Source organism: Oryzisolibacter propanilivorax, assembly GCF_900103645.1.
GTDB classification, from domain to species: Bacteria; Pseudomonadota; Gammaproteobacteria; order Burkholderiales; family Burkholderiaceae_C; genus Melaminivora; species Melaminivora propanilivorax.
Map to the genome: position 1 here is coordinate 220,717 of NZ_FNHP01000005.1, position 26,083 is coordinate 246,799.

The 26,083-nt window shown below is 70.8% G+C and carries 20 protein-coding genes and 1 tRNA gene; 11 read left to right on the forward strand and 10 right to left on the reverse strand.

The annotated features are described in order from the left end of the window. Nucleotides 1-46 precede the first annotated feature (46 nt). From BLQ61_RS10235 to BLQ61_RS10255, 5 genes are all read left to right on the forward strand, one after another. Complete coding sequence (locus tag BLQ61_RS10235) at nucleotides 47-3,718, forward strand: response regulator (protein ID WP_139182742.1); 3,672 nt, start codon at nucleotides 47-49, stop codon at nucleotides 3,716-3,718. Continuing rightward, on the forward strand, nucleotides 3,708-4,691 hold the full coding sequence (locus BLQ61_RS10240; RefSeq protein ID WP_091569559.1) for a diguanylate cyclase domain-containing protein: 984 nt from the start codon (nucleotides 3,708-3,710) through the stop codon (nucleotides 4,689-4,691). Before BLQ61_RS10235 ends, BLQ61_RS10240 begins: the two co-directional genes overlap by 11 nt. A gap of 54 nt (nucleotides 4,692-4,745) precedes the next feature. Further along, the gene (locus tag BLQ61_RS10245) at nucleotides 4,746-5,921 is read left to right on the forward strand and encodes a metallophosphoesterase (protein ID WP_091569562.1); all 1,176 of its coding nucleotides are present in this window, start codon (nucleotides 4,746-4,748) and stop codon (nucleotides 5,919-5,921) included. A 14-nt stretch (nucleotides 5,922-5,935) separates the two neighbouring features. Further along, nucleotides 5,936-7,150: an MFS transporter gene (locus BLQ61_RS10250; protein ID WP_091569565.1), complete on the forward strand. Its 1,215-nt coding sequence runs from the start codon at nucleotides 5,936-5,938 to the stop codon at nucleotides 7,148-7,150. A gap of 125 nt (nucleotides 7,151-7,275) precedes the next feature. Further along, nucleotides 7,276-7,881 carry a class I SAM-dependent methyltransferase gene (locus BLQ61_RS10255; protein WP_091569569.1) on the forward strand — a complete coding sequence of 202 codons (606 nt, stop codon included), beginning with the start codon at nucleotides 7,276-7,278 and terminating at the stop codon, nucleotides 7,879-7,881. A gap of 15 nt (nucleotides 7,882-7,896) precedes the next feature. On the opposite strand, the gene BLQ61_RS10260 is transcribed toward BLQ61_RS10255, so the two are convergent. The 3 genes from BLQ61_RS10260 to betT form a co-directional block, all read right to left on the reverse strand. Next, nucleotides 7,897-10,563, reverse strand: a complete 2,667-nt coding sequence (locus tag BLQ61_RS10260; RefSeq protein ID WP_217629396.1) for an excinuclease ABC subunit UvrA — start codon at nucleotides 10,561-10,563, stop codon at nucleotides 7,897-7,899. 103 nt (nucleotides 10,564-10,666) lie between these two features. Further along, nucleotides 10,667-11,674 (reverse strand): D-2-hydroxyacid dehydrogenase family protein, encoded by a 1,008-nt coding sequence (locus tag BLQ61_RS10265; protein ID WP_091569574.1) that lies wholly within the window; start codon nucleotides 11,672-11,674, stop codon nucleotides 10,667-10,669. A 177-nt stretch (nucleotides 11,675-11,851) separates the two neighbouring features. Beyond that, a complete protein-coding gene (betT, locus tag BLQ61_RS10270; RefSeq protein ID WP_091569576.1) occupies nucleotides 11,852-14,092 on the reverse strand; it encodes a choline BCCT transporter BetT in 2,241 nt (746 codons plus the stop codon). Nucleotides 14,093-14,390: 298 nt separating this feature from the next. On the opposite strand from betT, the gene BLQ61_RS10275 reads away from it, so the two are divergent. Further along, complete coding sequence (locus BLQ61_RS10275; protein ID WP_245703963.1) at nucleotides 14,391-15,662, forward strand: YihY/virulence factor BrkB family protein; 1,272 nt, start codon at nucleotides 14,391-14,393, stop codon at nucleotides 15,660-15,662. On the opposite strand, the gene BLQ61_RS10280 is transcribed toward BLQ61_RS10275, so the two are convergent. From BLQ61_RS10280 to cysS, 6 genes are all read right to left on the reverse strand, one after another. Further along, nucleotides 15,633-15,725 (reverse strand) — tRNA-Ser (locus tag BLQ61_RS10280). The two genes, BLQ61_RS10275 and BLQ61_RS10280, sit on opposite strands and share 30 nt — an antisense overlap. Before the next feature lie 43 nt (nucleotides 15,726-15,768). Continuing rightward, nucleotides 15,769-17,043, reverse strand: a complete 1,275-nt coding sequence (locus tag BLQ61_RS10285; RefSeq protein WP_091569580.1) for an aspartate kinase — start codon at nucleotides 17,041-17,043, stop codon at nucleotides 15,769-15,771. 44 nt (nucleotides 17,044-17,087) lie between these two features. Continuing rightward, complete coding sequence (gene tilS, locus BLQ61_RS10290; protein WP_091569582.1) at nucleotides 17,088-18,170, reverse strand: tRNA lysidine(34) synthetase TilS; 1,083 nt, start codon at nucleotides 18,168-18,170, stop codon at nucleotides 17,088-17,090. Between the two features lie 47 nt (nucleotides 18,171-18,217). Further along, nucleotides 18,218-19,195, reverse strand: a complete 978-nt coding sequence (locus tag BLQ61_RS10295) for an acetyl-CoA carboxylase carboxyltransferase subunit alpha (protein ID WP_091569585.1) — start codon at nucleotides 19,193-19,195, stop codon at nucleotides 18,218-18,220. A 125-nt stretch (nucleotides 19,196-19,320) separates the two neighbouring features. Next, the gene (locus BLQ61_RS10300; RefSeq protein ID WP_425415616.1) at nucleotides 19,321-19,977 is read right to left on the reverse strand and encodes a DNA-3-methyladenine glycosylase family protein; all 657 of its coding nucleotides are present in this window, start codon (nucleotides 19,975-19,977) and stop codon (nucleotides 19,321-19,323) included. Nucleotides 19,978-20,025: 48 nt separating this feature from the next. After that, entirely contained in the window at nucleotides 20,026-21,408 is a 1,383-nt protein-coding gene (cysS, locus tag BLQ61_RS10305; protein ID WP_091569588.1) for a cysteine--tRNA ligase, read from the reverse strand. 190 nt (nucleotides 21,409-21,598) lie between these two features. Here cysS and BLQ61_RS10310 point away from each other — a divergent pair, with 190 nt between their 5' ends. From BLQ61_RS10310 to BLQ61_RS10330, 5 genes are all read left to right on the forward strand, one after another. Continuing rightward, complete coding sequence (locus tag BLQ61_RS10310) at nucleotides 21,599-22,159, forward strand: tetratricopeptide repeat protein (protein ID WP_091569590.1); 561 nt, start codon at nucleotides 21,599-21,601, stop codon at nucleotides 22,157-22,159. A gap of 67 nt (nucleotides 22,160-22,226) precedes the next feature. Further along, nucleotides 22,227-22,823 (forward strand): peptidylprolyl isomerase, encoded by a 597-nt coding sequence (locus BLQ61_RS10315; RefSeq protein WP_091569592.1) that lies wholly within the window; start codon nucleotides 22,227-22,229, stop codon nucleotides 22,821-22,823. A gap of 55 nt (nucleotides 22,824-22,878) precedes the next feature. Continuing rightward, nucleotides 22,879-23,421: a peptidylprolyl isomerase gene (locus BLQ61_RS10320; RefSeq protein ID WP_091569595.1), complete on the forward strand. Its 543-nt coding sequence runs from the start codon at nucleotides 22,879-22,881 to the stop codon at nucleotides 23,419-23,421. 20 nt (nucleotides 23,422-23,441) lie between these two features. Then, nucleotides 23,442-24,224 (forward strand): UDP-2,3-diacylglucosamine diphosphatase, encoded by a 783-nt coding sequence (locus BLQ61_RS10325; protein ID WP_091569598.1) that lies wholly within the window; start codon nucleotides 23,442-23,444, stop codon nucleotides 24,222-24,224. A gap of 4 nt (nucleotides 24,225-24,228) precedes the next feature. Then, the gene (locus BLQ61_RS10330; protein ID WP_091569881.1) at nucleotides 24,229-25,068 is read left to right on the forward strand and encodes a M90 family metallopeptidase; all 840 of its coding nucleotides are present in this window, start codon (nucleotides 24,229-24,231) and stop codon (nucleotides 25,066-25,068) included. Here the strand turns inward: BLQ61_RS10330 and BLQ61_RS10335 are convergent. After that, complete coding sequence (locus tag BLQ61_RS10335; protein WP_091569601.1) at nucleotides 25,052-25,942, reverse strand: DUF3014 domain-containing protein; 891 nt, start codon at nucleotides 25,940-25,942, stop codon at nucleotides 25,052-25,054. The two genes, BLQ61_RS10330 and BLQ61_RS10335, sit on opposite strands and share 17 nt — an antisense overlap. Nucleotides 25,943-26,083: the final 141 nt, after the last annotated feature.

Genomic DNA, 26,083 nt, shown 5'->3' on the forward strand with positions numbered 1-26,083 from the left:
CGGCGCATCGGCCGGCGCACGCATGTCCCGTGCCGATAATGCCCTTATGCCGCGCCAGACCCCGTCCGCACCCGCCATGCCGCACGGCCTGGGCGGGCAATGGCTGCTGCTGTGCGGCGGGTTGCTGCTGACCGGCGCCATCCTGGGCTGGCTGCAGTACAGCGAGTACCGGGCCATCGACGTGCGCGAGCGCGAGCGCCTGGCGGTGCAGGCGCGCGTCATCCACGACAACCTCAGCCGCCAGGTGGCCAGCATCAACGCGGCCATGCAGGGCGTGATGCACGACCTGCCGCTGTGGCAGGCCGAGGACAACGACATGGCCAGCGCCAATCGCCGGCTGCGCACGCTGGTCAGCGCCCTGCCCGGGCTGCGCACCATGGCGCTGCTGAACGCCGAAGGGGTGGTGCAGGCCTCCAGCCGCGTCGAGCTGCTGGGCGCCGATTTCGGCGAGCGCAGCTACTTCCGCACCGCCCTGAGCACGCGCGACCCGGACACCCTCATCGTCGGCCCGCCGTTCATGAGCGTGCTGGGCACCTGGACCATGACCCTGGCGCGCATCGTCCACGATCACAGCGGCCGGCTGGTCGGCGTGGTCTCGGCCAGTGTCGATCCCCATGAGTTCGAGACGCTGCTCGACTCGGTGCGCTACACCCCGGACATGTGGACCGCCGTGGTACACGGCAGCGGCCGGCTGTTCCTGATGATGCCGACGCGCGCGGACCTGATGGGCAAGGAGTTGGGCCTGCCGGGCACCATGTTCACCCGGCATGTCGAGTCCAGCGGGCGCGCCAGCATGCAGGCCGGCCTGGTGCATGCCACCGGCGAGCAGCGCCTGCTGGCGCAGCAGACCGTAGCCCCGCCCGAGCTGCGCATGGACCAGCCGCTGGTGGTCTGGGCCTCGCGCGACCTGCGCGCCATCCATGCCGGCTGGCGCCACCGCACGGCCAACCTGGCGTGGCTGCTGGCCGGGCTGTGCGTCTTCTCCGCCGCGGCGCTGTGGGCCTTGCAGCGGCGCCAGCGCCAGGCCTTGGGCCAGGCCGCACAGGCGCAGGCGGCGCTGCACGCGCAGCGCGAACGTCTGGAGCGCATCGCCGAGAACGTGCCCGGCATGCTGTACCAGTTCGAGCTGCAGGCCGACGGCCACAGCGCCATGGTGTACTGCTCGCGCGGCATCGAGGAGCTGCACGGCGTGCCGCCACAGGCGGTGCAGCACGACACCAGCGCGCTGCTGCAGACCACTCACCCCGACGACCTGCCGGCCATGCGCGCCGCCCTGACGCACTCCGCGCGCACCCTGGGGGTCTGGCAGCACGAATACCGCGCACTGCACCCGCGCCTGGGCGTGCGCTGGCTGTCGGGCCTGGCGCGGCCGCAGGCGCTGGAGGACGGCTCCATCGTCTGGTACGGCTACATCCGCGACATCACCCAGGCCAAGGAGCAGCAGCTGGCGCTGCAGCAGGCCAAGGACGCGGCCGACGCCGCCAGCCAAGCCAAGGGCCGCTTCGTGGCCAACGTCAGCCACGAGATCCGCACCCCGCTGAACGCCATCCTGGGCATGCTGCAGCTGCTGCAAAGCACGCCGTTGGCGGCGCAGCAGCAGGACTACGTGGCCAAGGCCCAGGGCGCGGCGCGCGCGCTGCTGGCGGTGGTCAACGACATACTGGACTTCTCGCGCCTAGACGCCGGCGCCACCCAGCCCGAGCGCCGGCCCTTCGCCCTGGACCAGCTGCTGCGCAACCTGTCGGTGCTGCTGGCGGCGGCGCTGGGCGACAAGCCGGTGGAGCTGCTGTTCCAACTCGGCCCCCACACGCCGCGTGCCCTGGTGGGTGACGCGCTGCGGCTGCAGCAGGTGCTGCTCAACCTGGCTGGCAACGCCTTGAAGTTCACCGCGCGCGGCGAGGTCGTGCTGAGCCTGCGCCCGCTGCGGCTGGACGACCGGCACGCACGCATCGAATTCGCCGTGCGCGACACCGGCATCGGCATCGCCCCGGACCGGCTGGAAGCCATTTTCGAGAGCTTCACCCAGGCCGAGGACAGCACCACCCGGGAATACGGCGGCACCGGCCTGGGCCTGGCCATCAGCCAGCACCTGGTGCGGCTGATGGGCGGTCAGCTGCAGGTCAGCAGCACGCCGGGCCAGGGCAGCCGGTTCACCTTCGTGCTGGACTTCGAGCGCGCCGCGCCCGAAGCCGCGCTGCCTACCAAGCCCGCGCATCACCTGCAAGGACTACGGCTGCTGATCGTGGACGACAACGCCAGCACGCGCCAGGCACTGCAGGACATGGGGCAGGCCTTCGGCTGGGACTGCGCCAGCGCCGCCGGCATGCAGCAGGCCGAGGCGCTGTGGCACCAGGCAGCGCTGCAAGGAGCGCCCTTCGACGCCGCCTGCGTCGATGGCGACCTGCCCGGGTTGGACGACCCCGATGCGCTGCGCGCCTGGGGCGCTGATGGCGCGTCGGCGCTGGTCTGCATGACCAGCATGCATGGCCAGGCGCGCCTGCTGGCGCGCAGCGCGGCCCAGGCGCTGGGCACGGCGCCGCAGCTGATCAAGCCGGTCACCCCGTCGGCATTGTTCGACGCCGTGGCGCAGGCCACCGGCGGCGCCTCGGTGCTGCAGGCCGGCCCGGCGCCGGCCGAAACCAGCCAGCCGCTGGCCGGCCTGCGCGTGCTGCTGGTGGAGGACAACCCGCTGAACCAACAGGTGGCGCGCGAATTGCTGGCGCAGGCCGGCGCGCAGGTGGCGCTGGCCGGCAACGGCCGCGAGGGCGTGGAGCAGATCCGCACAGCGCTGGCGCAGGCCGCGCTGCCCGACGCCGTGCTGATGGACATCCAGATGCCCGTCATGGACGGCTACGAGGCCACGCGCCAGCTGCGCGCCCTGCCCGGTGCCAGCCGCCTACCGATCATCGCCATGACTGCCAACGCCCAACCCGCCGACCGCCAGGCCTGCCACGACGCCGGCATGGACGACCACCTGTCCAAACCAGTGGACCGCGGCGAGCTCATCGCGGCGGTGCTGCGCCACTTCCAGCCGGGCCGGGATGCGCAGCACACAGCAACCCTGCCGGTGCCCGCCGCACCAGGCGCTGCGGCCACAGAGCCGGCGCGCCTGCCGGAGCTGCCCGAAGGCTTCGATCTGCCGGCCGCGCTGCAGTGCCTGGGCGGCGACCGGGCGCTGTACACGCGGCTGCTGCACGACTTCGCGCACGGGCATGGCGACGCCGTGGTCCAGGTGCGCCAGCTGCTGGAGGCCGGCGAGCGCAACGGCGCGCGCCGCGGCCTGCACACGCTCAAGGGCCTGTGCGCGACCCTGGGCGCCACGGCGCTGGCGCAGCAGTGCGCGCAGCTGCAGGCGCAGGTCGAGCAGGACGCGCCAGCGCAGGCCCTGCACGCGCCGCTGCAGCGGCTGGATGCCGCCCTGGCCGAGGCTCTGGCGCTGCTGCAGCAGGCCGGCACGCAGCTGGTTACAGCGCAAGCGGCGCCGCCAGCCGATACTCCACGGCCCGCCGACACCGCCGTGCTGCGCCGCCGCCTGCAGGCGCTGGACGCGCTGCTGGCGGGGCACAGCATGGACGCGCTGGACGCGGCGCAGCAGTTGGCGACGCACGCCGGCGGCGATGCCCGCCTGGCCACGCTGCAGCAGCAGGTGCAACACCTGGACTTCGCCCAGGCGCGCAGCCTGGTTTCTTCCTGGCTTTCCGCCCTTCATGACGACTGACGCTAAGCAAGACGCATCCCCTTCCCCGCCGCAGGCGCGTCCGCGCCTGCTGGTGGTGGATGATCAGCCCATCAACATCCAGGCGCTGCACCGCGTGTTCCAGGCCGACTATGAGGTCTGCATGGCCACCAGCGGCGCGCAGGCGCTGGAGTTCTGCCGCCACCATCGCCTGCCGGACGTGATCCTGCTGGACGTGCTGATGCCGGGCATGGACGGGCTGCAGGTGTGCCGCCGGCTCAAGGCCGACCCGCTGACCGCCGACATTCCGGTCATCTTCGTCACCGGCCTGACCAGCCCGGAAGAGGAAACCGCCGCGCTGGAAGCCGGTGGCGTGGACTTCATCTCCAAGCCGGTGAACCCGGCCGTGGTGCGCGCGCGCGTGCGCACCCAGCTCACCATCAAGGCACAAAGCGACCACCTGCGCTCGCTCGCCTTCCTGGACGGGCTCACCGGCATCGCCAACCGCCGGCGCTTCGACGAGGCCCTGGCCACCGAATGGCGCAGCGCGCTGCGCTGCGGCGAGCCGCTGGCGCTGCTGATGATCGACATCGACCATTTCAAGCGCTACAACGACCACTACGGCCACCAGGCCGGCGATGCCTGCCTGCAGGCCGTGGCGCGCACCATCGAACGCCATGCTGCGCGCCCGCATGACCTGGCGGCGCGCTACGGTGGCGAGGAATTCGTTTGCCTGCTGGCCGGCAGCACTCTGGCCGGCGCTCAGGCCAAGGCCGAGGCCCTGCGCCAGGCCGTGGCCGACCTGCGCCAGGCGCACGCCGACTCGCCCGTGGCGCCGCACGTCACCGTCAGTGTCGGCGTCGCGGTGCAACTGCCGGCGCCGGGTGGCGAGGCCGACGCGCTGCTGGCCGCGGCCGACGCCGCGCTTTACCAGGCCAAGCACGCCGGGCGCGACCGCTGCATCACTGCCCCGCCGCCCGAGCGCTACCTGGCCTGGGAGCGCTCGCGCGCCTGACGCGCCAGCCCCTTCCGCTCCCCGTTTTCCGCCACCTCCGCAACGCCCTTCTCCATGCTCCAGCGCGCCGTCCTGCTCATCGTGGTTTTCAGCATCTGGCTGTGGGCGCCCGTCCACGGCCTGCCGCCGTGGCTGCGCGTGCTGGCGGCGCTGCTGACGGCGGCGGCCGGCTGCGCCCCGGTGCTGCTGCTGCAGGCGCTGCAGGGCGGACAGTGGGACTACGCCACTATCGCCCGGCTGCAGGTGCCCAGCGGCGGCGTGCTAGCGCTGCTGGGACTGCTGCTGCCGCTGGTGGCACTGCGCGACGTGCTGTGGCTGGGCGCGCGGCTTTCGGGCGCCGGCGGCGCGGCCGCCTGGCTGCACGGCGCCGCGCCGACGCTGGGCGCGCTGCTGGCCGCCGCGGCACTGGCCGGCTGGGGCGTGTGGACTGCGCTGCAGCCGGCCCGGGTACACGAGCAGGAAGTCGCCCTGCCCACCCTGCCCGCGGCGCTGGACGGCCTGCGCGTGGCGGTGCTGGCCGACATCCACGCCACGCCGGTGAACGACGCGCGCTTCGTGCGGACCGTGGTGCAACGCACCCTGGCCGCCCGACCCGACCTGATCGTGCTGCCGGGCGACCTGGTCGACGGCGACGTGGCCACCACCGGCCCGCACGTGGCACCGCTGGCCGAACTGCAGGCGCCGCTGGGCGTGTGGGTGACGCCGGGCAACCACGAGTACTACAGCGGCTATGGTGCATGGATGGAGCGCTTTCGCGGCCTGGGCCTGAACGTGCTGGAAAACCGCACCGCGCTGCTGGACGTGCGCGGCGCGCGCCTGGCGCTGTCAGGCATCGGCGACCCGGCGCACGCGCAGATGGCGCACCGGGGCGATGCCTCGCGACCGGCGGGCATCGCGCCCGACGTGGCCGCCGTGGCGCGCGCGGCACGTGCCGGCGGCGCCGATTTCCACCTGCTGCTGGCGCACCAGCCCAAGCTGGCGCGCGAGAACGCGGCACACGGCATCGGCCTGCAGATCTCCGGGCATACGCACGGCGGGCAGATCCTGGGGCTGGACCGCTGGCTGATCGCGCCGTTCAACCACGGCTTCGTGCGCGGGCTGTACGACGTGGGGGCGATGCGGCTGTTCGTCGCCAACGGCGCCGGGCTGTGGGCCGGCTTCGCGGTGCGCCTGGGCGTGCCGCCGCGCATCGACCTGCTGGTGCTGCGCCGCGCGGCTGCCGCTTCGTGAAACACGGCCCCGCCATGACCGACTCCGCCGCCACCCCCTCCACCAGCCTGCAACGGCGCAACCTGGGCCTGCTGGTGGCCACCCAATCGCTGGGTGGCGCGTCGCCGCCGATCATCATCTCGCTGGGCGGACTGGTCGGGCAGATGCTCTCCTCCACGCCCAGCGCCGCCACGCTCCCCGTCAGCCTCTACCAGCTGGGACTGGCGCTGTCCACGCTGCCTGCGGCGTGGCTGATGCAGCGCATCGGCCGGCGCCGGGCCTATCTGCTGGGGGCGCTGCTGGGCGTGCTGTCCGGGATGGTAGCGGCCTGGGGCATCTCGCGCTCGGACTTCGTGCTGTTCTGCCTGGGCACCTCACTGGCCGGCTTCTATGGCGCCTGCGTGCAGAGCTACCGCTTCGCCGCCATCGACACGGTGGCCGAGCCGGCGCAGCATGCCAGCGCCATCTCGCGCGTGATGGTCGGCGGGCTGGTAGCGGCCGTCATCGGCCCGCAGGTGGTGATCTGGACGCGCGACCTGCTGCCGGCCACGCCGTTCGCCGGCAGCTTCTACAGCCAAGCGCTGCTGGCCCTGCTGGCGCTGCCGCTGATCGCGCTGCTGCGCCTGCCGCCGCCGGCGCCGCGCACAGCGGGCGCCGGCGCGCGGCCGCTGGCCGAGATCGCGCGCTCGCCGCAGTTTCGCGTGGCGGCGCTGGCCGGCGTGGTCAGCTACGGGCTGATGGCTTTCCTGATGACCGCTGCGCCCATGGCCATGGTCGGCTGCGGGCACAGCGTGGGCGAGGCGGCGCTGGGCATCCAGTGGCACGTGCTGGCGATGTTCGCGCCCAGCTTCTTCACCGGCCGGCTGATCGCGCGCTTCGGCAAGCGCACCATCACCGGGCTGGGTCTGCTGCTCATCGCCGCCTCGGGCGCGCTGGCGCTGATGGGGCTGGCTCTGACGCATTTCTGGGGCGCACTGGTGCTGCTGGGGCTGGGCTGGAACTTCGGCTTCATCGGCGCCACCGCCCTGCTGACCGAGTGCCACCAGCCGGCGGAGCGCGCCAAGGTGCAGGCGCTGAACGACTTCCTGGTGTTCGGCACCGTGGCGCTGGCCTCGTTCGGCTCGGGCCAGCTGCTGTACAGCGTGGGCTGGGCCGGCATCAACGCCGGCATGCTGCCGCTGGTCGCGCTGGTGCTGGCGCTGCTGGCCTGGAGCGGCCGGCGCCCGCGCCAGACCGTGGCCCTGCCCTGAGCTGGATTGCTATTTTATTGATAGCTTTAGCCCCTTGATACACAAGGGCTAGAGGCCTAAAACACTTAAAATGGAGCGCCGCCGGCCGTACCGCTGGCGTTTTCCCCTTCAGGAGCCCGGCACCCATGCAATCCGCCAGCGAACACTGGTTCGACGAAGCCTATTACCGGCGCTACTACCTGGACCCAAAAACCAGCGTCGCCGACCCGCAGCACCTGGAGCGCCTGGCGGCCTTCGTCTGCCATTACCTGCGCTACCTGCGCCTGCCGGTGGAGCGGGTGCTGGACGTAGGCTGCGGCATCGGCCTGTGGCAACCACTGCTGGCGCGCCACCTGCCCGGCGCGCAGTACCAGGGCGTGGAGTTCAGCGAGCACCTGTGCGCGCGCCATGGCTGGCAGCAGGGCTCGGCGGTCGACTACGCGGCGCCCGAGCCGTTCGACTTCGTCATCTGCCAAGGCGTGCTGCCCTACCTGAACCCGCGCGACCTGCAGGCCGCGCTGGCCAACCTGGCGCGCTTGACACGCGGCGCGCTGTACCTGGAGGCCGTGACGCGCGAGGACTACGAGGCCGGCACCATCGACGAGGAGCTGACCGACCCGCGCCTGCACCGCCACCGCGCGCAGCTGTACCGGCGCGGTCTGGCGCCGCACTTCATCAACCTGGGCGGCGGCCTGTGGCTCAGGCGCGACGCCCAGGTGCCGCTGTTCGCGCTGGAGACGCTGGACGGCTGAGCCGCGCCGGAGTCATCACGGGCCGGCTGACAGCGCCCGCGCCAAGTACGGCGCGGTGCGGCTGCCTGGGGCCTGCGCCACCTGCGCCGGCGTGCCCGCCGCCACGATGCGCCCGCCCTCGGCGCCGGGGCCCGGGCCGATGTCGATCACCCAGTCGCAAGCCGCCACCACGCGCATGTCGTGCTCGACCAGCACCACGGTATTGCCGGCAGCGACCAGGCCATCGAGCTGCAGCACCAGCCGGTCCACGTCGGCCGGGTGCAGGCCGGTGGTCGGCTCGTCCAACACGTACAGCGTACCGCCGCGCGCATTCGGGCGCTGCAGCTCGGTGGCCAGCTTGATGCGCTGCGCCTCGCCGCCGCTGAGCTGCGTGGCCGGCTGGCCCAGACGCAGGTAGCCCAGGCCGATATCGCGCAGCACCGCCAGCGGGCGCAGCACCGGCGGCTCGTCCGCGAAGACCTGGCAGGCCGTGTCCACCGTCAGCTGCAGCACATCGGCGATGGACAGGCCATGCCACAGCACCTGCAGCGTCTCGGGGCTGTAGCGCGCGCCGTGGCAGGCAGGGCACGGCGCGTGGACGCTGGGCATGAACAGCAGCTCGACGCTGACGCTGCCCTCGCCCTCGCAGACCGGGCAGCGGCCCTTGGGCACGTTGAAGGAAAACTGCCCCGCGTCGTAGCCTCGCGCCTGCGCCTCGGGCGTGGCGGCGAATAGCTTGCGCACGGCATCGAACAGGCCGGTATAAGTTGCCAAGTTGGAGCGCGGCGTGCGGCCGATGGGTTTCTGGTCGATGGGCACCAGGCGGCGGATGTGTTCGCCCCCGGCGGCGATGTGGCCGGCGACGGGCGTCTCCAGTTCGTCGGCGTCGGACTCGTCGCCGGGCAGGGATTCCACCGGCGCTTCGTCCGCCACCGGCAGCGGCTGGCCCAGCCGCGCCGCCAGCAGCTCCAACAGCGCTTGGCTGACCAGGCTGGACTTGCCCGAGCCGGAAACGCCGGTCACCGCGTTCATGCAGCCCAGGGCAAACGCAGCGTCCACGCCCTGCAGGTTGTGGCGCACCACGCCCGCCACCCGCAGCCAGTCCAGCGGCTCGCGCGGCGCATGCGCCAGCGGCACACGCGGCGTGGCGCCTGCTGCAAGGTAGCGCCGCGTGACCGAGCGCGGCACCCCGGCCAGACCGGCCGGCGGGCCGCTGTAGAGCACTTCGCCGCCATGCTCGCCCGCGCCCGGGCCCACGTCCACCAGCCAGTCGGCACGCTGCATGGTGGCCAGGTCGTGCTCGACCACGAACAGCGAGTTGCCGGCAGCCTTCAGCCCCTGCAGCGCCGCCAGCAGCGCCTCGCCGTCGGCCGGGTGCAGGCCGGCGGACGGCTCGTCCAGCACGTACACCACGCCGAACAAATGCGACGCCAACTGGCCTGCCAGGCGCAGGCGCTGCAGCTCGCCGGGCGACAGCGTGGGCGTGCTGCGCTCCAGCGACAGATAGCCCAGGCCGAGGCCGATCAGCGCCAGCACGCGCCGGTGCAGCTCATCCGCCAGACGCTGCGCGGCCAGCACCTTTTCTTCGGACAGCCAGGCAGTGCGGTGCACGTCGGGGGCGGCCTCATGGTGCGTGCTGCCGGGCTCGCGCCGACGGCCTGGCCCGGCATCGGGCACGCCCTCCTCGCCAGCGCCCAGCCGACCCTCGGCGGCCGGACGCAGCAGTTCTGCCAGAGTGCTGAGCGGCAGGCGCGACAGGCTGGTGATGTCATGGCCGGCGAAGGTCACCGACAGCGCCTCTGGCTTGAGCCGCTTGCCGTGGCACACCGGGCAGACGGTGGCCACCAGGTACTGCGCGGCGCGCTTCTTCATCAGCGCGCTCGGGCTGTTGGCGAAGGTGTGCAGCACGTGTCGGCGCGCACTGCTGAAGGTGCCCATGTAGCCCGGTGGCTGGCCGCGCGCGATGGCGTCCTGTGCCTCGGCGACGTTCAGGCCAGGGTAGACAGGCACGGTGGGCTGCTCGTCGGTGAACAGGATCCAGTCGCGCAGTGCCTGCGGCAGCTCGCGCCAGGGGCGGTCCACGTCGTGGCCCAGCGTGGTCAGGATGTCGCGCAGGTTCTGCCCCTGCCAGGCGCCCGGCCACGCGGCCACGGCGCGCTGGCGGATGCTCAAGGAGTTGTCGGGCACCATCGAGGCTTCCGTGACCTCGTAGGTCCGGCCCTGGCCCTGGCAGTGCGGGCAGGCGCCCTGCAGGGTGTGGGGCGAGAAGTCCTCCGCGTACAGCATGGGCTGGCCCGCGGGATAGCGCCCAGCGCGCGAATACAGCATGCGCAGCGGCGTGGACAGCGCGGCGACGCTGGCCACCGACGAGCGCGTGCCCGGCGTGCCGCGCTGCTGCTGCAGCGCCACGGCCGGGGGCAGGCCCTCGAGGCTGTCCACCTGCGGCGTGCCGACCTGGGCGATCAGCCGGCGCGCGTACGGCGCGACCGATTCCAGATAGCGCCGCTGCGCCTCGGCGAACAGCGTGCCGAAGGCGAGCGACGACTTGCCCGAGCCGGAGATGCCGGTGAACACCACCAGCGCATTGCGCGGAATGTCCACATCGACGTTCTTCAGGTTGTGCTCGCGCGCGCCGCGCACGCGCACCATCGCGTGCGGGCCGTTCGGGTGGGAAGGCAAGGCAGAAGGATCGTCATTCGGCATCGCGCCAGCCTAGCCACACTGACGAAGTGCGCCAGTAGGCGGCGTGCGACCGGGCATGCCAGCGCGGCGCGCACGGCCCGCCCAGGCGCGGCCAGCCGCAACGTCAGCGGCGCACCTGCAGCGCGCCGGGGTTAACGATGTTGGTCGGTGTGCCGCGGATAAAGTTCACCACGTTCTCGAAGGCGGCGCCGAAATAGAGCTCGTAGCTGTCCTGCTCCACATAGCCGATGTGCGGCGTGCACACGCAGTTCTCCAGCCGCAGCAGCGCATGGCCCTGCAGCGTCGGCTCGGCCTCGAACACGTCCACGGCGGCCATGCCGGGGCGTCCCCGGTTCAGCGCGGCGATCAGCGCATCGGGCTGCAGCAGCTCGGCACGCGAGGTGTTCACGAACAGCGCCGTGGGCTTCATGGCCGACAGGTCGTCCAGCGTGATCAGGCCGCGCGTGGCGTCCGACAGGCGCAGGTGCACCGTCAGCACGTCGCATTCGGCGAAAAACTCGGCGCGCGTACGCGCCACCTGCAGCCCGTCGCCCAGCGCCTGCGCGCGCGAGGCCTCGCTGCCCCACACGCGCACGTTCATGCCGAAGGCGCGCGCGTAGCCAGCGACGATCTGGCCGATGCGGCCATAGCCCCAGATGCCCAGCGTCTTGCCGCGCAGCACCATGCCGACGCCGAAATTGGGCGGCATGGACGCGGCGCGCAGGCCCGACTGCTGCCAGGCGCCGTGCTTCAGGTTGGCGATGTACTGCGGCAGCCGGCGCATGGCGGCCATGATCAGCGCCCAGGTCAGCTCGGCGGGCGCCACCGGCGAGCTCACGCCCTCGGCCACGGCGATGCCGCGCTCGGTGCAGGCGGCCACGTCCACGTGCTCGCCGACGCGGCCGGTCTGGGCGATGAGCTTCAGGCGCGGCAGCTTGTCCACCAGCTGGCGCGTGATCTGCGTGCGGTCGCGAATCAGGACGATGACGTCGGCGTCGCGCAGGCGCACCGACAGCTGGCCGATGCCCTTGACGTTGTTGGTATAGACCTTGGCCACATAGCCGTCGAGCCGCGAGGCGCAGTGCAGCTTGCGCACTGCGTCCTGGTAGTCGTCAAGGATGACGATGTTCATGGTCTTCAAGAATCCCCTTTCCGCGCCAGGCCCGCGCCCCGCGCGCGGCCGCCGGCGCGGCGCCGGCACACGAAAAGAGCGGATTGTCGGCCATGCGCGGCCCATGGCCATGCGCCTCGGCGCCGCCGTCACACCTTGTTGCCCCGAAGGCCCGCCCGCGCCTGCCGGCCACGGCGGTCATTCCTGCGCCGGTGGGCGCGGCTGCAGCGGCGGGGTCAGCACCGAGGCGGTGTCGGTCTGGGTGGAGAAGGTCAGAAACGCCAGGTGTGCCTCGTAGCGCTCCAGCACGTCGTCGATGACCTGCTGGCGCGTCAGGCCCATCAGATCGTAGCCGCCCGAGCCGGTCTGCGTGAATACCTCCAGGCGGCAGTACACGTCGGTGTCGCGCGACATGCGGCCGCTGAAGGTGGGTACCGGAGCCTCCACGATGGCCACCTGGTACAGGAAGGCGCGCAGCGCCTCCATCGACACGCGCAGCAGCGGCCCTTGCACACCGTTGACGCTGGCGTCGTCGCTGCGCTCGACCTCGTAGCCCTGGCGACGGAACTCGGCGGCCACGTCGTCCAGCGCCGGGCGCACAGTGCGCTGCAGGAACTGCGTGACCTCGCGCCGCGACGGAAAGGTGACTAGCTGCTCCATGCGCTGCTTCCACGAGCGCTCGGGCAGGTGTCCGCCGCTGGGCGCGATGGAGGCCCGGCGCAGCACCTGGCCTTCGCGCTCGGCGCGCTCCATGCGCAGCACCTTGTGGAACGAGGCCATGACCAGATAGGCGATGGCGGTCACGGGCAGCGCGAAGATCAGCGTGGCATATTCCATGGTCACCACGCCGCCGGCCAGCAGCATGGCTACCGTGAGCACCGCCGTCAGGATCGCCCAGAAGATGCGCAGCCACTTCGGCCCGTCCTGTGCCGGATCGGGGATGTGGGCGGAGAAGTTGGACATGACCATGGCGCCCGAGTTGGCGCTGGTGATGTAGAACAGCAGGCCCGACAGCGTCGCCAGCCCGATCAGGAAGGTGGCACCGGGGAACAGCTCCAGGAGCGCATACCAGCCGCGCTCCGGGCTGTCGATGGCCAGCTGGGCGAACTCGGTGTTGCCCTGCAGCACCTGGAACAGCGCCGAGTTGCCGAACAGCGAGACGATGATGAAGTCGCACAGCACTGGCACGGTGATGGCGGCGATCACGAACTCGCGCAGCGTGCGCCCGCGCGAGATACGCGCCAGGAACACGCCGACGAACGGCCCCCAGGCGAGCCAGAAGGCCCAGAAGAACAGCGTCCAGCTGCCCATCCACTCGGCGCCATCGCCGCCCTGGTAGGCAAACGTCTGGAACATGCGCGACGGCAGCGTGACCAGGAAGCGCCCGACGTTCTCCACCAGCGCGTTCAGCAGGAACGCTGTCTCGCCCGCCACCAGGATGTACAGCATCATGGCCACGGCGCTCCACAGGTTCAGCTCCGAGATCAGCCGGATGCCCTTGTCCACGCCCGAGGTGGTGGCCGCCACGGTGATCAGCACCGCGCCCGCCACCAGCGCGATCTGCAGCGCCAGACCGTCCGGCAGGCCGAACAGGCGCGCGAAGCCCACGCTGAGCAGCACCACGCCGATGCCCATGGACGTGGCCACGCCGAACACCGTGCCGACCAGGGCGATGGTGCTGATGCCGTCGCCCACTGGCCCGCGCATGCGCCGGCCCAGCAGCGGGTACAGCGCCGCGCGGATCGACAGCGGCATGCCCCAGCGGTAGGCGAAGTAGCCCATGGCCATGCCGAGCAGCGCATACACCGACCAGCCGGCGATGCCGTAATGGAACATCGTCCAGACCACCGCGTCCTGCAGCGCGGCGGCGCTGGCGCCCGTGCCCGACGGCGGATGCAGGTACTGCACGATCGGGCCGGTGACGGAGAAGAACAGCAGATCGATGCCGACCCCGGCGGCGAACAGCATCGCCACCCAGGTGGCCAGACCGTACTGCGGGCGCGACTGGTCTGGCCCTAAGCGCACGTTGCCTTCTTTCGACAGCGCCACCCAGACGACGAAGCCAATGACCAGCGTCATGGTCAGCACGTAGAACCAGCCCAGGTTGGTGGCGATCCAGTCCACCGCCTGCTTCATGGACGCGCGTGCCAGGGACGGCGTGGCGATGGCCCACAGCGAGAACGCCAGGATGATCACCGACGCCACCAGCAGCACGCTCCAGCTGATGCGCGCCGTGGGCTGCTGGGCGCGCAGCTCCTGCGAGCCGCGGCTCAGCTCGCTGCGCGTGGCCGGGGCCTCGTCCTCATCGGCACGCGTGTGGCGGCGCTCGGTGCCGCCGAAGCGGCTGCGCTCGATGTGCCGCGGCAGCGGCGCCTGCGCAGCGGGATCGGGGCTGTCCGCGGCAGCGGAAGAATCAGGCTCGCGGGGCTCGGTGGGCATGGAAACGGTCCTTTTTCGTGCAACGCCGGTGCGGCGGGCGCTGGCGGGGGCAGCGTTGCGCTGCGCACCGCGGCTGCCAGCACTCTAGCCCGAGCCGGGCCGGACGACGGCGTCGGGTGCGCGCCAGCCACTGTAGGACGGCCGGGCCGCGGCTCTCGCCGCGCCCCCACGACTGGCATGCGGCCACCGTCCTGCCTCGGCTTTCCTACGCACGCTTGGTCTGGCTCCTGACGGCGCCCGACGGCCGCCGCATTCATGCTCGGGCCAGTTTTCGCACGCGGGCTTGCCCGGAATCGCCATGAAATTCGCGCATGTTTTCCAGCTCGGTAAGAAAGCAGTCACGGCCTGGATAGATGATTTCGCACCCAGCATGGGCGCGGCCATTTCGTACTACACGGTGTTCTCGCTGGCGCCACTGTTGGTGATCGTCATCGCTATCGCCGGGGCGCTGTTCGGCCGCGACGCGGTCATGGGACAGATCACCGGCCAGCTGACGGGGCTGATCGGGCGCGACGGCGCGCACTTGGTGCAGGGCTTGGTGGCCAACGCCAGCGACACCGACCGTGGCCTGGTGGCGGGCAGCATCAGCGTGGTGGTGCTGCTGGTCGGCGCGACGACGGTGTTTTCCGAATTGCAGAGCGCGCTGGACCGCATCTGGCACGTGCCCGAGCGCGAAAAGCCCCAGGGCATCTGGGCAGTGGTGCGCGCGCGGCTGCTGTCCTTCGGGCTCATCCTGGGCCTGGCCTTCATGCTGATGGTGTCGCTGGTGGTGGGTGCTGCCACGGCCGCGCTGGGCCACTGGGTGGGTGGATTGCTGCCGCAGTCCGAGATGCTGCTGTACGTGGTCAACATCGCCGTGTCGCTGGGCTTCACCACGGTGCTGTTCGCGATGATCTTCAAGCTCATGCCGACCACGCCGGTGGCCTGGCGCGACGTGTGGACGGGCGCCGTGGTGACCGCAGTGCTGTTCGAAGCTGGCAAGGTGCTGATCGGCCTGTACATCGGCAAGAGCGGCATCACCGAGTCATTCCAGGCGGCAGGCTCGCTGGTGGTGCTGCTGGCCTGGGTGTACTACGCGGCGCAAATCTTCCTGCTGGGCGCTGAGTTCACCAAGGTGTATGCCAACGAGCATGGCTCGGCCTCGGCCGCCCGCGCCGCCGATGCCACACAGGCCACGGCGGATGCCGGCACGCCACAGGAAGGCACCGGCACCGCCGGGAACGCGGATGAGGACGACGCCGAGCTGGCGCGTCTGCGGCCGCTGATCACCGCCTCGCACGCGGCGCAGGGTCTGCCGTCGGCGCCCATTACCGCGCCGCCGCAACCGGAACTGCAGCGCGCAGTGCTGGGCGCACAGTGGGGCGCTGCCGTCAGCCGCATCGCTTTCGAGGTCGGTGCGATTGCTGCCCTGCATCTGGCGGCTGGCCTGCTGGCGCGCCGGCGCCGTGCGGCACAGCAACAGGTCGGCCAGCTGTGGGCAGCGAAAGGCCAACCGCGAAAAGAAAAAAGCCCAAGTGAAAAATCACTTGGGCTTTCGTTCTGGCGGAGACGAAGGGATTCGAACCCTTGATGAGGCTCTACACCCCATACTCCCTTAGCAGGGGAGCACCTTCGGCCACTCGGTCACGTCTCCAGACCCACGATTATGCCCCAGTTTCAGGGCACAAAAAGAAAACTCAGGCGCCAGCGCCCGCCTGATCCAGGCCGAAGGCCTTGTGCAGCGCGCGCACGGCGAGTTCCACGTACTTATCGTCGATGACCACCGAGGTCTTGATTTCGGAGGTGGAGATCATCTTGATGTTGATGTTCTCCTCGGCCAGCGCACGGAACATGGTGCTGGCCACGCCGGCGTGGCTGCGCATGCCGATACCGACGATACTGACCTTGGCGATCTTGTCGTCGCCCACCACCTCTTCCGCTCCCAGCTTCGGCACCACCTGCTCGTTGAGCAGGTCCAGCGTGCGCTGGTAGTCGCCGCGGTTCACGGTGAAGCTGAAGTCGGTACGGCCTTCCTTACCGACGTTCTGGATGATCACGTCCACGTCGATGTTGGCCTGCGCCACGGCGCCCAGGATCTGGTGCGCGATACCCGGGGTGTCGGGCACGCCCAGCACGGAGACCTTGGCTTCGTCGCGCGCGAACGCGATGCCCGATACGACGGCTTTTTCCATTTGTTCGTCTTCCTCGAAGGTGATCAGGGTGCCGGACTTGGCTTCCTCGTTGATGTCGATGTCCCAAGGCGTGAAGCTGGACAGCACGCGCATGGGCACCTTGTACTTGCCGGCGAATTCCACCGAGCGGATCTGCAGCACCTTGCTGCCCAGGCTGGCCATCTCCAGCATCTCCTCGAAGCTGAGCGAGTGCAGGCGACGCGCCTCGGGCACCACGCGCGGATCGGTGGTGTAGACCCCGTCCACGTCGGTGTAGATCAGCACCTCGGCCGCCTTCATCGCCGCGGCGATGGCCACTGCGGACGTGTCCGACCCGCCCCGGCCCAGAGTGGTGATGTGGCCGTCACCGTCGATGCCCTGAAAGCCGGTCACGATAACCACGCGCCCGGCGTCCAGGTCGGCACGCACGCGCTTATCGTCAATGGACTCGATGCGCGCCTTGGTGTAGCTGGAATCGGTGCGCACCGGTACCTGCCAGCCGGTGTAGCTGATAGACGGCATGCCCTCGGCCTGCAGCGCCAGCGCCAGCAGCGCCGAAGAGGCCTGCTCGCCGGTGGCGGCCAGCATGTCCAGCTCACGGTGGTAAGCGGAATCCTTGCGCGAGGGGGCAAGCTCTTTGGCCAGGCCCAGCAGGCGATTGGTCTCGCCGCTCATGGCGCTGGGCACCACCACCATCTGGTGGCCGGCGCGCGCCCACTTGGCGACGCGCTTGGCGACGTTGCGGATGCGCTCGGGCGAGCCCATCGACGTACCGCCGTACTTGTGAACGATCAGTGCCATGTTCGTGTCTGTTCAGGCCCGCGAAGGGGCGAATCGGGAAGGGATCACTCCGGCTTGCATCCCTTGCCTCGGGCAAGTGGCGCACCACCGGCGCTTTGCCTGCCGCTGCCGCCCACGGGCGGCGCTGCATCGTGCCGCAGCGCAGGCATTGCGCCTGCGGGACCGGGCGGCAAAACCGCCGAATTGTAGCAACCGAGCAGCACGCCTTCGCGCACCACCAGCCCCTGCCCGACCTTGATGCGGATGCGGTGTCCGCGCGTGGTGCATGCCGCCAGCTGCGACTGCAGCTCGGCCAGTTGCGCGGCGCTGGGCGTGGTGCCGTGGCAGGTTTTCAGCCAGTGACGCAGCACGTTGGCCTGGCGCGCGTGGCTCAAGGCGCGCAGTGCATCGATGCGCGGCGGCGTGCCGACCGCAGCCAGATCGGCCTGTGCCAGCTCGCGCAGCAGTTCGTCGGCCTGCGCCGCGTGCGCCGCGCTGCGCGCCAGGGCGTCGCGGAAATGCGGGAAGGTCTCGGCCCAGGCCGGCAGCAGCCGCGCACGGATGCGGTTGCGCGTGTAGCGCTGGTCCTGATTGGTCGGGTCCTCGACCCAGCCCTCGCCCTGCGCCTGCAGCCAGGCGCGTACCTCGGCACACGCCACGCGCAGCAGCGGCCGGTGCCAGTCCAGGCCGGCGCGCTGCCAGTGCATTGGCATGGCCGCCAGCCCGGCGACCCCGGCGCCGCGCGACAGCGCCAGCAGCACCGTCTCCGCCTGGTCTTCGGCGTGCTGCGCTATCGCTACGCTTTTTATAGCTGCAGGCCCTGTATCCACATGGGCCAGGGCCGCCAAAGACCTGTAGCGGGCTTGCCGCGCGGCATCCTCCGGGCTTTGCCCGGGAGCCGGCCGGGCATCGACGTGGCGCACCGCCAGCGGCACGCGCAGCCGGTCACACAGGGCGCGGCAGTGGCGCTCGAAATCGTCGCCCGCCGCCTGCAGGCCGTGGTGCACGTGCAGCGCCTGCACCTGGCCGGGAAAGCGCCGCGCACAGGCCAGCAGCAACGCGCTGGAGTCGGCCCCGCCGCTGAGCGCCACGGCCAGCGGCAGGCGTGGCGCGAAGGCGGCGATGGCGGCGTCGAAGGCTTGCGTCATGCCGGCAGGCCGGGGCTGCGGCAGGCCGTGCGCCGCAGCCGGGGCGTTCAGCGCGCCTCGGCCTTGGTGTCGGTGAAGCGACCGTAGCTCTGCAGCCGCTCGTAGCGGCGCTCCAGCAGCTCCTTGGATTTCAGGTCGGCCAGCTGGCGCCAGGCGTCGCCCAGGGCGCGCTTGAGCAGCGTGGCCATCTGCTTGGGGTCGCGGTGCGCGCCGCCCACCGGCTCGCTGACGATCTTGTCCACCAGGCCCAGGGCCTTCAGCCGGTGCGCGGTGATGCCCATGGCCTCGGCCGCGTCCTGCGCGCGGTCGCTGGTCTTCCACAGGATGGAGGCGCAGCCCTCGGGGCTGATGACCGAGTACACCGAGTACTGCAGCATGATGACCTGGTCGGCCACCGAGATCGCCAGCGCGCCGCCCGAGCCACCCTCGCCGATCACCGTGGTGATGATCGGCACCTCCAGCTGCGCCATCTCGTAGATGTTGCGGCCGATCGCCTCGGACTGCCCGCGTTCCTCGGCGTCGATGCCTGGAAAAGCGCCGGGCGTGTCCACGAAGGTGAACACCGGCAGCTTGAATTTCTCGGCGGTCTTCATCAGGCGCAACGCCTTGCGGTAGCCCTCGGGGCGCGTCATGCCGAAGTTGCGCGCGGCGCGCTCCTTGGTGCCGCGGCCCTTCTGGTGGCCCACGATCATGCAGGCGTTGCCATTGAAACGCGCCAGCCCGCCGACGATGGACTGGTCGTCGGCGAAGTGCCGGTCGCCGTGCAGTTCGATGAAGTCGGTGAAGATCTCGCGCACGTAGTCCATGGTGTATGGACGTTCGGGATGACGGGCGATCTTCGTGATCTGCCAGGGCGACAGGTCGCTGTAGATGTCCTTGGTGAGCTGGTGACTCTTCTTGCTGAGCTGCTCGATCTCTTCGGAGATGTCGACGGCGCTTTCGCTTTGCACGTAGCGCAGCTCGTCGATTTTGCCTTCGAGCTCCGCGATGGGCTGCTCGAAGTCCAGGAAGGTTTTCTTTGCCAAGATGGGTTCTCCTCGTCTGGCCGTTTTCTTGAGGCCCCGGCGCGCTGCGGGAAGGGGGCAGCGGGCGCCGGGACTGTGGGCCACTTCAGTGGCCACCAGAAGCTGTACGCGGTCCAAGAGCTGTTTCAATAGCTGACCGGCAGGGGGTCCAGAGACCGCCAAATATACCAAGTGGCCACGCTGCACCAGGGTCGCCAGGCCTGCGCCACCTCGCGCGCGTCGCTGCGGCTGACGGGCTCGCCGGAGAAATAGTTGTGGCTGATGCCGCGGATCAGCCCCACGTCGTCCAGCGGCAGCACGTTGGGCCGCAGCAGGTGGAAGATCAGGAACATCTCCGCCGTCCAGCGACCGATGCCGCGGATCGCCACCAGCTCGGCGATGATGGCCTCGTCGTCCATGTCCTGCCAGCGCGCGGGCTCGAGCTTGCCGCCGTCGAAGTGCAGCGCCAGGTCGACCAGGTACTCCACCTTGCGCGCCGACAGGCCGGCCGCGCGCATGTCGTCCACGCGCAGGCGCAGCACCTCGGCCGGCGTCATGCTGGCGGGCAGCGCGGCAAAGCGGTCCCAGACGCTTTGCGCGGCCTTCACCGAGATCTGCTGGCCGACCACGCTGCGCGCCAGCGTCACGAAGGCGTCGCCGCGCGAGCTGAGCATGGCGTCGCCGTACTGCGGGATCAGCCGCTTCATCACCCGGTCCTTGCGCGCCAGGTGGCGGCAGGCCTCATGCCAATAGCCGGGCTGGCCGGGCAGCAGCGCCGGCGCTTCTTTTTTGATAGCTGCCACCGCTTATTCCACCAGGGCCAGCGGCCGATTTGACTGCAAACACCGCATTTACTGCGCTGCCTCCCAGGTAGTGCCTGCGGCGGAGTCCTTCAGCACGATGCCGCGCGCCGCCAGCTCGGCGCGGATACGGTCGGCCTCGGCGAAGTCCTTTGCTGCCTTGGCGGCGGCGCGGGCGGCGATGCGCTCCTGGATCGCCGCCTCATCCAGTTCGGCGCCGGCCTGCAGGAAGGCCTGCGGGTCGGCCTGCAGCAGCCCCAGCTGGCCGCCCAGGGCTTTCAGCAGACCCGCCAGGGCGCCCGAGCGGCCGCGGTTGACCTCGCCGGCCACCTCGAACAGCACGGCCACGGCCTCGGGCGTGCCGAAATCCTCGTCCATCGCCGCCTTGAAGCGCGCGGCGTGGGGATCGGACCAGTCGATCTGCTGCACGGGCGCCGGCGCCACCAGGCTCAGCGCGGTGTACAGCCGGCGCAGCGCGGCGCGGGCGTCGTCCAGGTGCACGTCGCTGTAGTTCAGCGGGCTGCGGTAGTGGCTGCGCACGACGAAGAAGCGCACCACCTCGGCGTCGTAGCGCTTGAGCACGTCACGGATGGTGAAGAAGTTGCCCAGCGACTTGGACATCTTCTCGTTGTCCACGTTGATGAAGCCGTTGTGCATCCACACCTGCGCGAACGGCTGGCCGGTGGCGCCCTCGCTCTGGGCGATCTCATTCTCGTGGTGCGGAAAGGCCAGGTCGGCACCGCCGCCGTGGATGTCGAAACTCTCGCCCAGCAGCTCGCAGCCCATGGCCGAGCACTCGATGTGCCAGCCCGGACGGCCCGTGCCCCAGGGGCTGGCCCATTTCACTTCGTCGGGCTCGGCGGGCTTGGCGCTCTTCCACAGCACGAAGTCCAGTGGGTCGTGCTTGCCATCCTGCACCGCCACGCGCTCGCCGGCGTTCAATTCGTCCAGCGACTTGCCCGACAGCCGGCCGTAGCCGGGAAACTTGCGCACGGCGAAGTTCACGTCGCCGCTGCCTGCCGCTTGGTAGGCCAGCCCGCGCTCTTGCAGCCGGGCGATCATGGCCTGCATCTGCGGCACGTATTCGGTGGCGCGCGGCTCGTGCGTCGGGCGCTCGATGCCCAAGGCACCGGCGTCCTGGTGCAGCGCGGCGACCATGCGGTCCGTCAGTTGGCGCACGCTCTCGCCGCCCTCGACGGCGCGGCGGATGATCTTGTCGTCGATATCGGTGATGTTGCGCACATAGGTCACGGCGTAGCCACTGGCGCGCAGCCAGCGCTGCACCACGTCGAAGGCGATCATCGAGCGCGCGTGGCCCAGGTGGCACAGGTCGTACACGGTCATGCCGCAGACGTACATGCGCACGTGGCCGGGCTGCAGGGGCGAAAAGTCCACGAGCGCACGCGACAGCGTGTTGTAGATACGCAAGCTCATGCGGAAAAAGGGAAAGGGAAAGGGAAGGCAGGAAGGTCGAATGGCCTGGCGGGCGGGGCCGGCAAGGGGTGGGCGGGTGCGGCCGCCGGGGCCGGCGGGCGGGGGCCCCTCGCTACAATCGCCGGCAGTATAAGCCTGCCCCCGCAGCCCGCGGCGCGCCGGTTTTCCTTTTGCCCGTGACTGGACCTGCATGACGTCTGCCCGCCGCCCCGCCCTGCTTTCCCTCGTCCGGCCGGCCCTGGCGGCGCTGCTGCTGGCCGCCGCCGGCACGCACGCCCAGCAAGCCGCGCCCACCACGTACAACGACGTGCAACAGCTGCTTTCGGCCGGCAAGCACGCGCAGGCGCTGACGCAGCTGGACGCGCGGCTTGAGCAGAACGGGCGCGACCCGCAGCTGCGCTTCCTGCGCGCCGTGGCGCTGACCCAGCTGGGCCGCCAGGACGAGGCCATCGCCGCTCTGGTCGACCTGACCGAGACCTACCCCGAGCTGCCCGAGCCCTACAACAACCTGGCGGTGCTGTACGCCGCCCGCAATGAGCTGGGCAAGGCGCGCGACGCGCTGGAGATGGCTGTGCGCGCCCGCCCCGACTACGCCGTGGCGCACGAGAACCTGGGCGACATCTACCTGCGGCTGGCGCTGCAGAGCTACCAGCGCGCCGGCCAGCTGGCCCCGGCCATGGCCAAGAGTGTGGCGCCGCGCGTGGACGCGCTGCGCGGCCTGCTCGACGCGCAGCCGGCGGCGGCGCGCTGATCCTTCCCTTCGCCTGCGCCGCCGCGCCGCGCCGCGCGGACCCTCTTCTTTCCCGGAGCCTCTTTCCATGTTCCTGAACATCCGACGCAACCTGCTGCTGGCCGGCGCCAGCCTGGCGCTGAGCGCCAGCGTTCTCGCCGCATCGCCCGCAGCCGCCGATGCCGCCCCCCAGGTGCGCCTGGCCACCTCGATGGGCGACATCGTGGTGCAGCTGGACCCGGCGCGCGCGCCGAAAACCGTGGAGAACTTCCTCACCTATGTGAAGGATGGCCACTACGACGGCACGGTGTTCCACCGCGTGATCGACGGCTTCATGATCCAGGGCGGCGGTTTCACCCCCGAGATGCAGCAAAAGCCCACCCGCGCGCCGATCGCGCTGGAGGCCGCCAACGGCCTGAAGAACGACAAATACACGATCGCCATGGCGCGCACCGGCAACCCGAACTCGGCCACGTCGCAGTTCTTCATCAACGTGGCCGACAACGCCATGCTGAACGCGCCCAACCCCGACGGCCATGGCTATGCCGTGTTCGGCAAGGTGGTCGAGGGCCAGGCGGTGGTGGACAAGATCAAGAACGTGGCCACCGGCAACCGCGGCGGCCACCAGAACGTGCCGCAGACGCCAGTGCTCATCCAGTCGGCCAAGGTGGTCGCGCCCAAGTAAACGACGGCGCCCCGCGCGCCTTCACCTTCCTCCCAACCCGAAAGGACCCTTTGCCATGAGCGATACCCGCAACCCGGAAGTCGAGCTGCACGTCACCATCACCGAGGGCGACACCGTCAGCCACGGCGTCATCACCCTGGAGCTGGACGCCCAGCGCGCGCCCAAGAGCACGCAGAACTTCATGAACTACGTGAACCAGGGCTTCTACGACGGCACGATCTTCCACCGCGTGATCAAGGGTTTCATGATCCAGGGTGGCGGCTTCACGCCCGACATGAAGCAAAAGACCACCGAGGCGCCGATCGAGAACGAGGCCCAGAACGGACTGCCCAACGCCAAGTACACCGTGGCCATGGCGCGCACCGGCGACCCGCACAGCGCCACCGCGCAGTTCTTCATCAACACCGTGGACAACACCTTCCTGAACCATACCTCGCCCACGCCGCAGGGCTGGGGCTATGCGGTGTTCGGCCGCGTGACCAAGGGCGAGGACGTCGTGGACGCCATCAAGAAGGTGCGCACCACGCGCAAGGGCTACCACGACGACGTGCCGTTCGATTCGGTGGTCATCGACAAGGCCGTGGCCGTCCAGGGCTGATCGCCTTTATCCCCACGCGCATGTCCACCGCCGCCCCGCCCATGGCCGAGCTGCACGCCCCGCCCGGCTGGCGCGCGGTGGACTGCCTGTCCGACCTACACCTGGAGCCGGGCAAGCCCGCCACCCTCGAGCGGCTGTTGGCTCATCTGCACGCCACATCGGCGGACGCGGTGTTCCTGTTGGGCGACCTGTTCGAGGTCTGGGTCGGCGACGACGCGCTGGACGAGCCCGGCAGCTTCGAGGCCGACTGCGCCGAGCGGCTGCGCGCCGCCGCCGCGCTGCGGCCCACCTACTGCATGCACGGCAACCGCGACTTTCTGCTGGGCGAGGGCTTCGCCCGGCGCACCGGCATCGCGCTGCTGGCCGACCCGACGGTGCTGCAGCTGGGTGACCGGCGCTGGCTGCTGACGCACGGCGACGCGCTGTGCCTGGACGACGTCGACTACCAGCGCTTTCGCGCCCAGGCGCGCGACCCGGCCTGGCAGGCGCGGCTGCTGGCTCGCCCGTTGGCTGAGCGCCGCGCCACCGGCCGCGCCGCACGCGAGCACAGCGAATCGCGCAAGCAGGGCGGCACGGCCGTCTATGCCGACGTGGATGCGCAGGCGGTGCAGGACTGGCTGCACGCCGCGCGCGCCGACGCGCTGGTGCATGGCCACACCCATCTGCCGGGCGACCACCGCCTGCCAAGCGGCGCCATGCGCCACGTGCTGACCGACTGGGACCTGGGCGCCACCCCGCCGCGCGCCGGCGTGCTGCGCCTGCATGCCGGCGGCGGCTGCGAGCGCCTGGCGCCGGCTGGCTGACGGCATGGGCTGGCTGGGACGGCTGTCGCAGGGCCTGCGCCGCAGGCTCGCGCCGGTGCCCGAGATCCCGGCCGCGCTGTGGCTGCAGACCATGCGCCGCTACCCGTTCATCGCCGTCCTGAGCCTGGAGGAACAGGCCCGGCTGCGCGCCTTGAGCGCGCAGTTCCTGCGCGCCAAGCAGTTCACCGGCGCGCACGGCCTGAAAGTCACCGACGCCATGGCGCTGGCGATTGCCGCACAGGCCTGCCTGCCCCTGCTGCACTGGGGCGCGCCGCGCCAGGCGCTGGCCTGGTACGACGACTTCGTGACCATCGTGCTGCACCCGGCCGAGGCCGTGGCGCGGCGCAGCGCCGTGGACGAGGCCGGCGTGGTGCACCAGTACGACGAGGTGCTGCTGGGCGAGGCCATGCAGGGCGGCCCGGTGATGCTCAGCTGGCCGGCGGTGGATGCCGCCAGCGGCGCCGGCCGCGAGCACGCCGCCAGCGTGGTGATCCACGAATTCGTGCACAAGATCGACATGTGCGGCGGAGAGGCCGACGGCTGCCCGCCGCTGCCCCCCGGCTTTATGGGGAGCACCAGCGCCCGTGAGGCGCGCGCGGTCTGGCGCGCAGCCTGGCAGCCGGCGTACGAGCAGTTCCGCGAGCAGATCATCATGGCTGAGCGCTTCGGCGGCGCCTGGCCCTGGCTGGACGCCTACGGCGCCACGGCGCCGGCCGAGTTCTTCGCCGTGGCCTGCGAGGCGTACTTCGTGCACCGCGCGCGCTTCCGTGAAGAATTCCCGACTCTGGCGCCGGTGCTGGACGCGTTCTTCCACCCGGCCGGCGCGATCACCCGGGCGCCTTGACGCCGGTGGCCACACGCTGGCGCACCTGGCGCAGCACGGCCTTCAGCCGCCGGGCGTTGTCCGGGCCCATGCGCAGCAGCAGCTTCTGGCCACTGCTCAAGGCCTGCAGCTGCGGGTCGGCGAACTCGTAGCGCACCCAGGGCTGCAGGGAAGGCACCTCGCCCTCCACCGGCGTCAGTTGCACCGCCAGCGGGCCGGCGGGCTCGGGCGTGGCCAGCAGGTGGTCCAGCACCTGCACCAGGCGGTCGTTGAAGTAGCCGTTGGGATAGCCCAGCTCGACGTATTCCGCCTGGAACAGCGGATACAGCCGCGCGTACAGCCGCACCGCCGCGTCCACCGGCACGCCTTCGGCGAAGGCGACAAAGGCACGGTAGCGGCCGGCGTTGTCGGCGGCGATGGTCTGGGTGTGCGCGTCGGCCGGCCCGTCCACGGTGAAGCGCCCGGGTGTGGGCTGCACCGGCCACAGCCGCGCGGAGGCCTGCGGCCGCGCCAGGTTGTCCACGGTGGCCACCGCGCGGCGCGCGAAGCCGTCCAGCTGCAGGAAGGTCGCCACCTGCCGCGCGCCCAGCAGTTGCGCCAGCCCGGCCTGCAGCTGCTGGTCCGCGTCGCCGGGTGCCGCCGGAGCCTCCTGCTCGGCCAGCGGCTCGATCGGGTGGTGCAGCGGCGGTTCGGGCACGGCGGGTGGCGCCGCCACGTCGGCGGCCGGCGTGCTGGCCACGGCCGGGGGCGGCGCCATGTGGGCCGGGCGCCACCAGAACCACCAGCCGGCGACACCCGCTGCCACCAGCGCCAGCGCGGCCAGCCAGCCGAACGCGGCCGAAGACGAGGCGCGCGGCGGCGCGAAGCGGTCACCTTGCGGGGCGGGGCGGGGCATGGTCGGTCCTTTCATGGCGGCAGACAGAAGGCGCGGCCGCGGCGCGCGCCACCGTCAGTGCGACAAGGAAACGCCGCCGACGTTCCATCCACTACATCTTTAATAGCTGCACGCCCTGTATCCATGAGGGCTAGAGGCCGA

Bases quoted from the DNA above. Each gene is read 5' to 3' on its own strand.
- BLQ61_RS10310 (WP_091569590.1), top strand. From the start codon at position 21,599: ATGACGTCTGCCCGCCGCCCCGCCCTGCTTTCCCTCGTCCGGCCGGCC.
- BLQ61_RS10325 (WP_091569598.1), top strand. From the start codon at position 23,442: ATGTCCACCGCCGCCCCGCCCATGGCCGAGCTGCACGCCCCGCCCGGC.
- BLQ61_RS10265 (WP_091569574.1), bottom strand. From the start codon at position 11,674: ATGAACATCGTCATCCTTGACGACTACCAGGACGCAGTGCGCAAGCTG.
- BLQ61_RS10275 (WP_245703963.1), top strand. From the start codon at position 14,391: ATGAAATTCGCGCATGTTTTCCAGCTCGGTAAGAAAGCAGTCACGGCC.
- BLQ61_RS10255 (WP_091569569.1), top strand. From the start codon at position 7,276: ATGCAATCCGCCAGCGAACACTGGTTCGACGAAGCCTATTACCGGCGC.
- cysS (WP_091569588.1), bottom strand. From the start codon at position 21,408: ATGAGCTTGCGTATCTACAACACGCTGTCGCGTGCGCTCGTGGACTTT.
- tilS (WP_091569582.1), bottom strand. From the start codon at position 18,170: ATGACGCAAGCCTTCGACGCCGCCATCGCCGCCTTCGCGCCACGCCTG.
- betT (WP_091569576.1), bottom strand. From the start codon at position 14,092: ATGCCCACCGAGCCCCGCGAGCCTGATTCTTCCGCTGCCGCGGACAGC.
- BLQ61_RS10245 (WP_091569562.1), top strand. From the start codon at position 4,746: ATGCTCCAGCGCGCCGTCCTGCTCATCGTGGTTTTCAGCATCTGGCTG.
- BLQ61_RS10320 (WP_091569595.1), top strand. From the start codon at position 22,879: ATGAGCGATACCCGCAACCCGGAAGTCGAGCTGCACGTCACCATCACC.
- BLQ61_RS10330 (WP_091569881.1), top strand. From the start codon at position 24,229: ATGGGCTGGCTGGGACGGCTGTCGCAGGGCCTGCGCCGCAGGCTCGCG.
- BLQ61_RS10250 (WP_091569565.1), top strand. From the start codon at position 5,936: ATGACCGACTCCGCCGCCACCCCCTCCACCAGCCTGCAACGGCGCAAC.
- BLQ61_RS10335 (WP_091569601.1), bottom strand. From the start codon at position 25,942: ATGCCCCGCCCCGCCCCGCAAGGTGACCGCTTCGCGCCGCCGCGCGCC.
- BLQ61_RS10240 (WP_091569559.1), top strand. From the start codon at position 3,708: ATGACGACTGACGCTAAGCAAGACGCATCCCCTTCCCCGCCGCAGGCG.
- BLQ61_RS10315 (WP_091569592.1), top strand. From the start codon at position 22,227: ATGTTCCTGAACATCCGACGCAACCTGCTGCTGGCCGGCGCCAGCCTG.
- BLQ61_RS10260 (WP_217629396.1), bottom strand. From the start codon at position 10,563: ATGCCGAATGACGATCCTTCTGCCTTGCCTTCCCACCCGAACGGCCCG.
- BLQ61_RS10235 (WP_139182742.1), top strand. From the start codon at position 47: ATGCCGCGCCAGACCCCGTCCGCACCCGCCATGCCGCACGGCCTGGGC.
- BLQ61_RS10285 (WP_091569580.1), bottom strand. From the start codon at position 17,043: ATGGCACTGATCGTTCACAAGTACGGCGGTACGTCGATGGGCTCGCCC.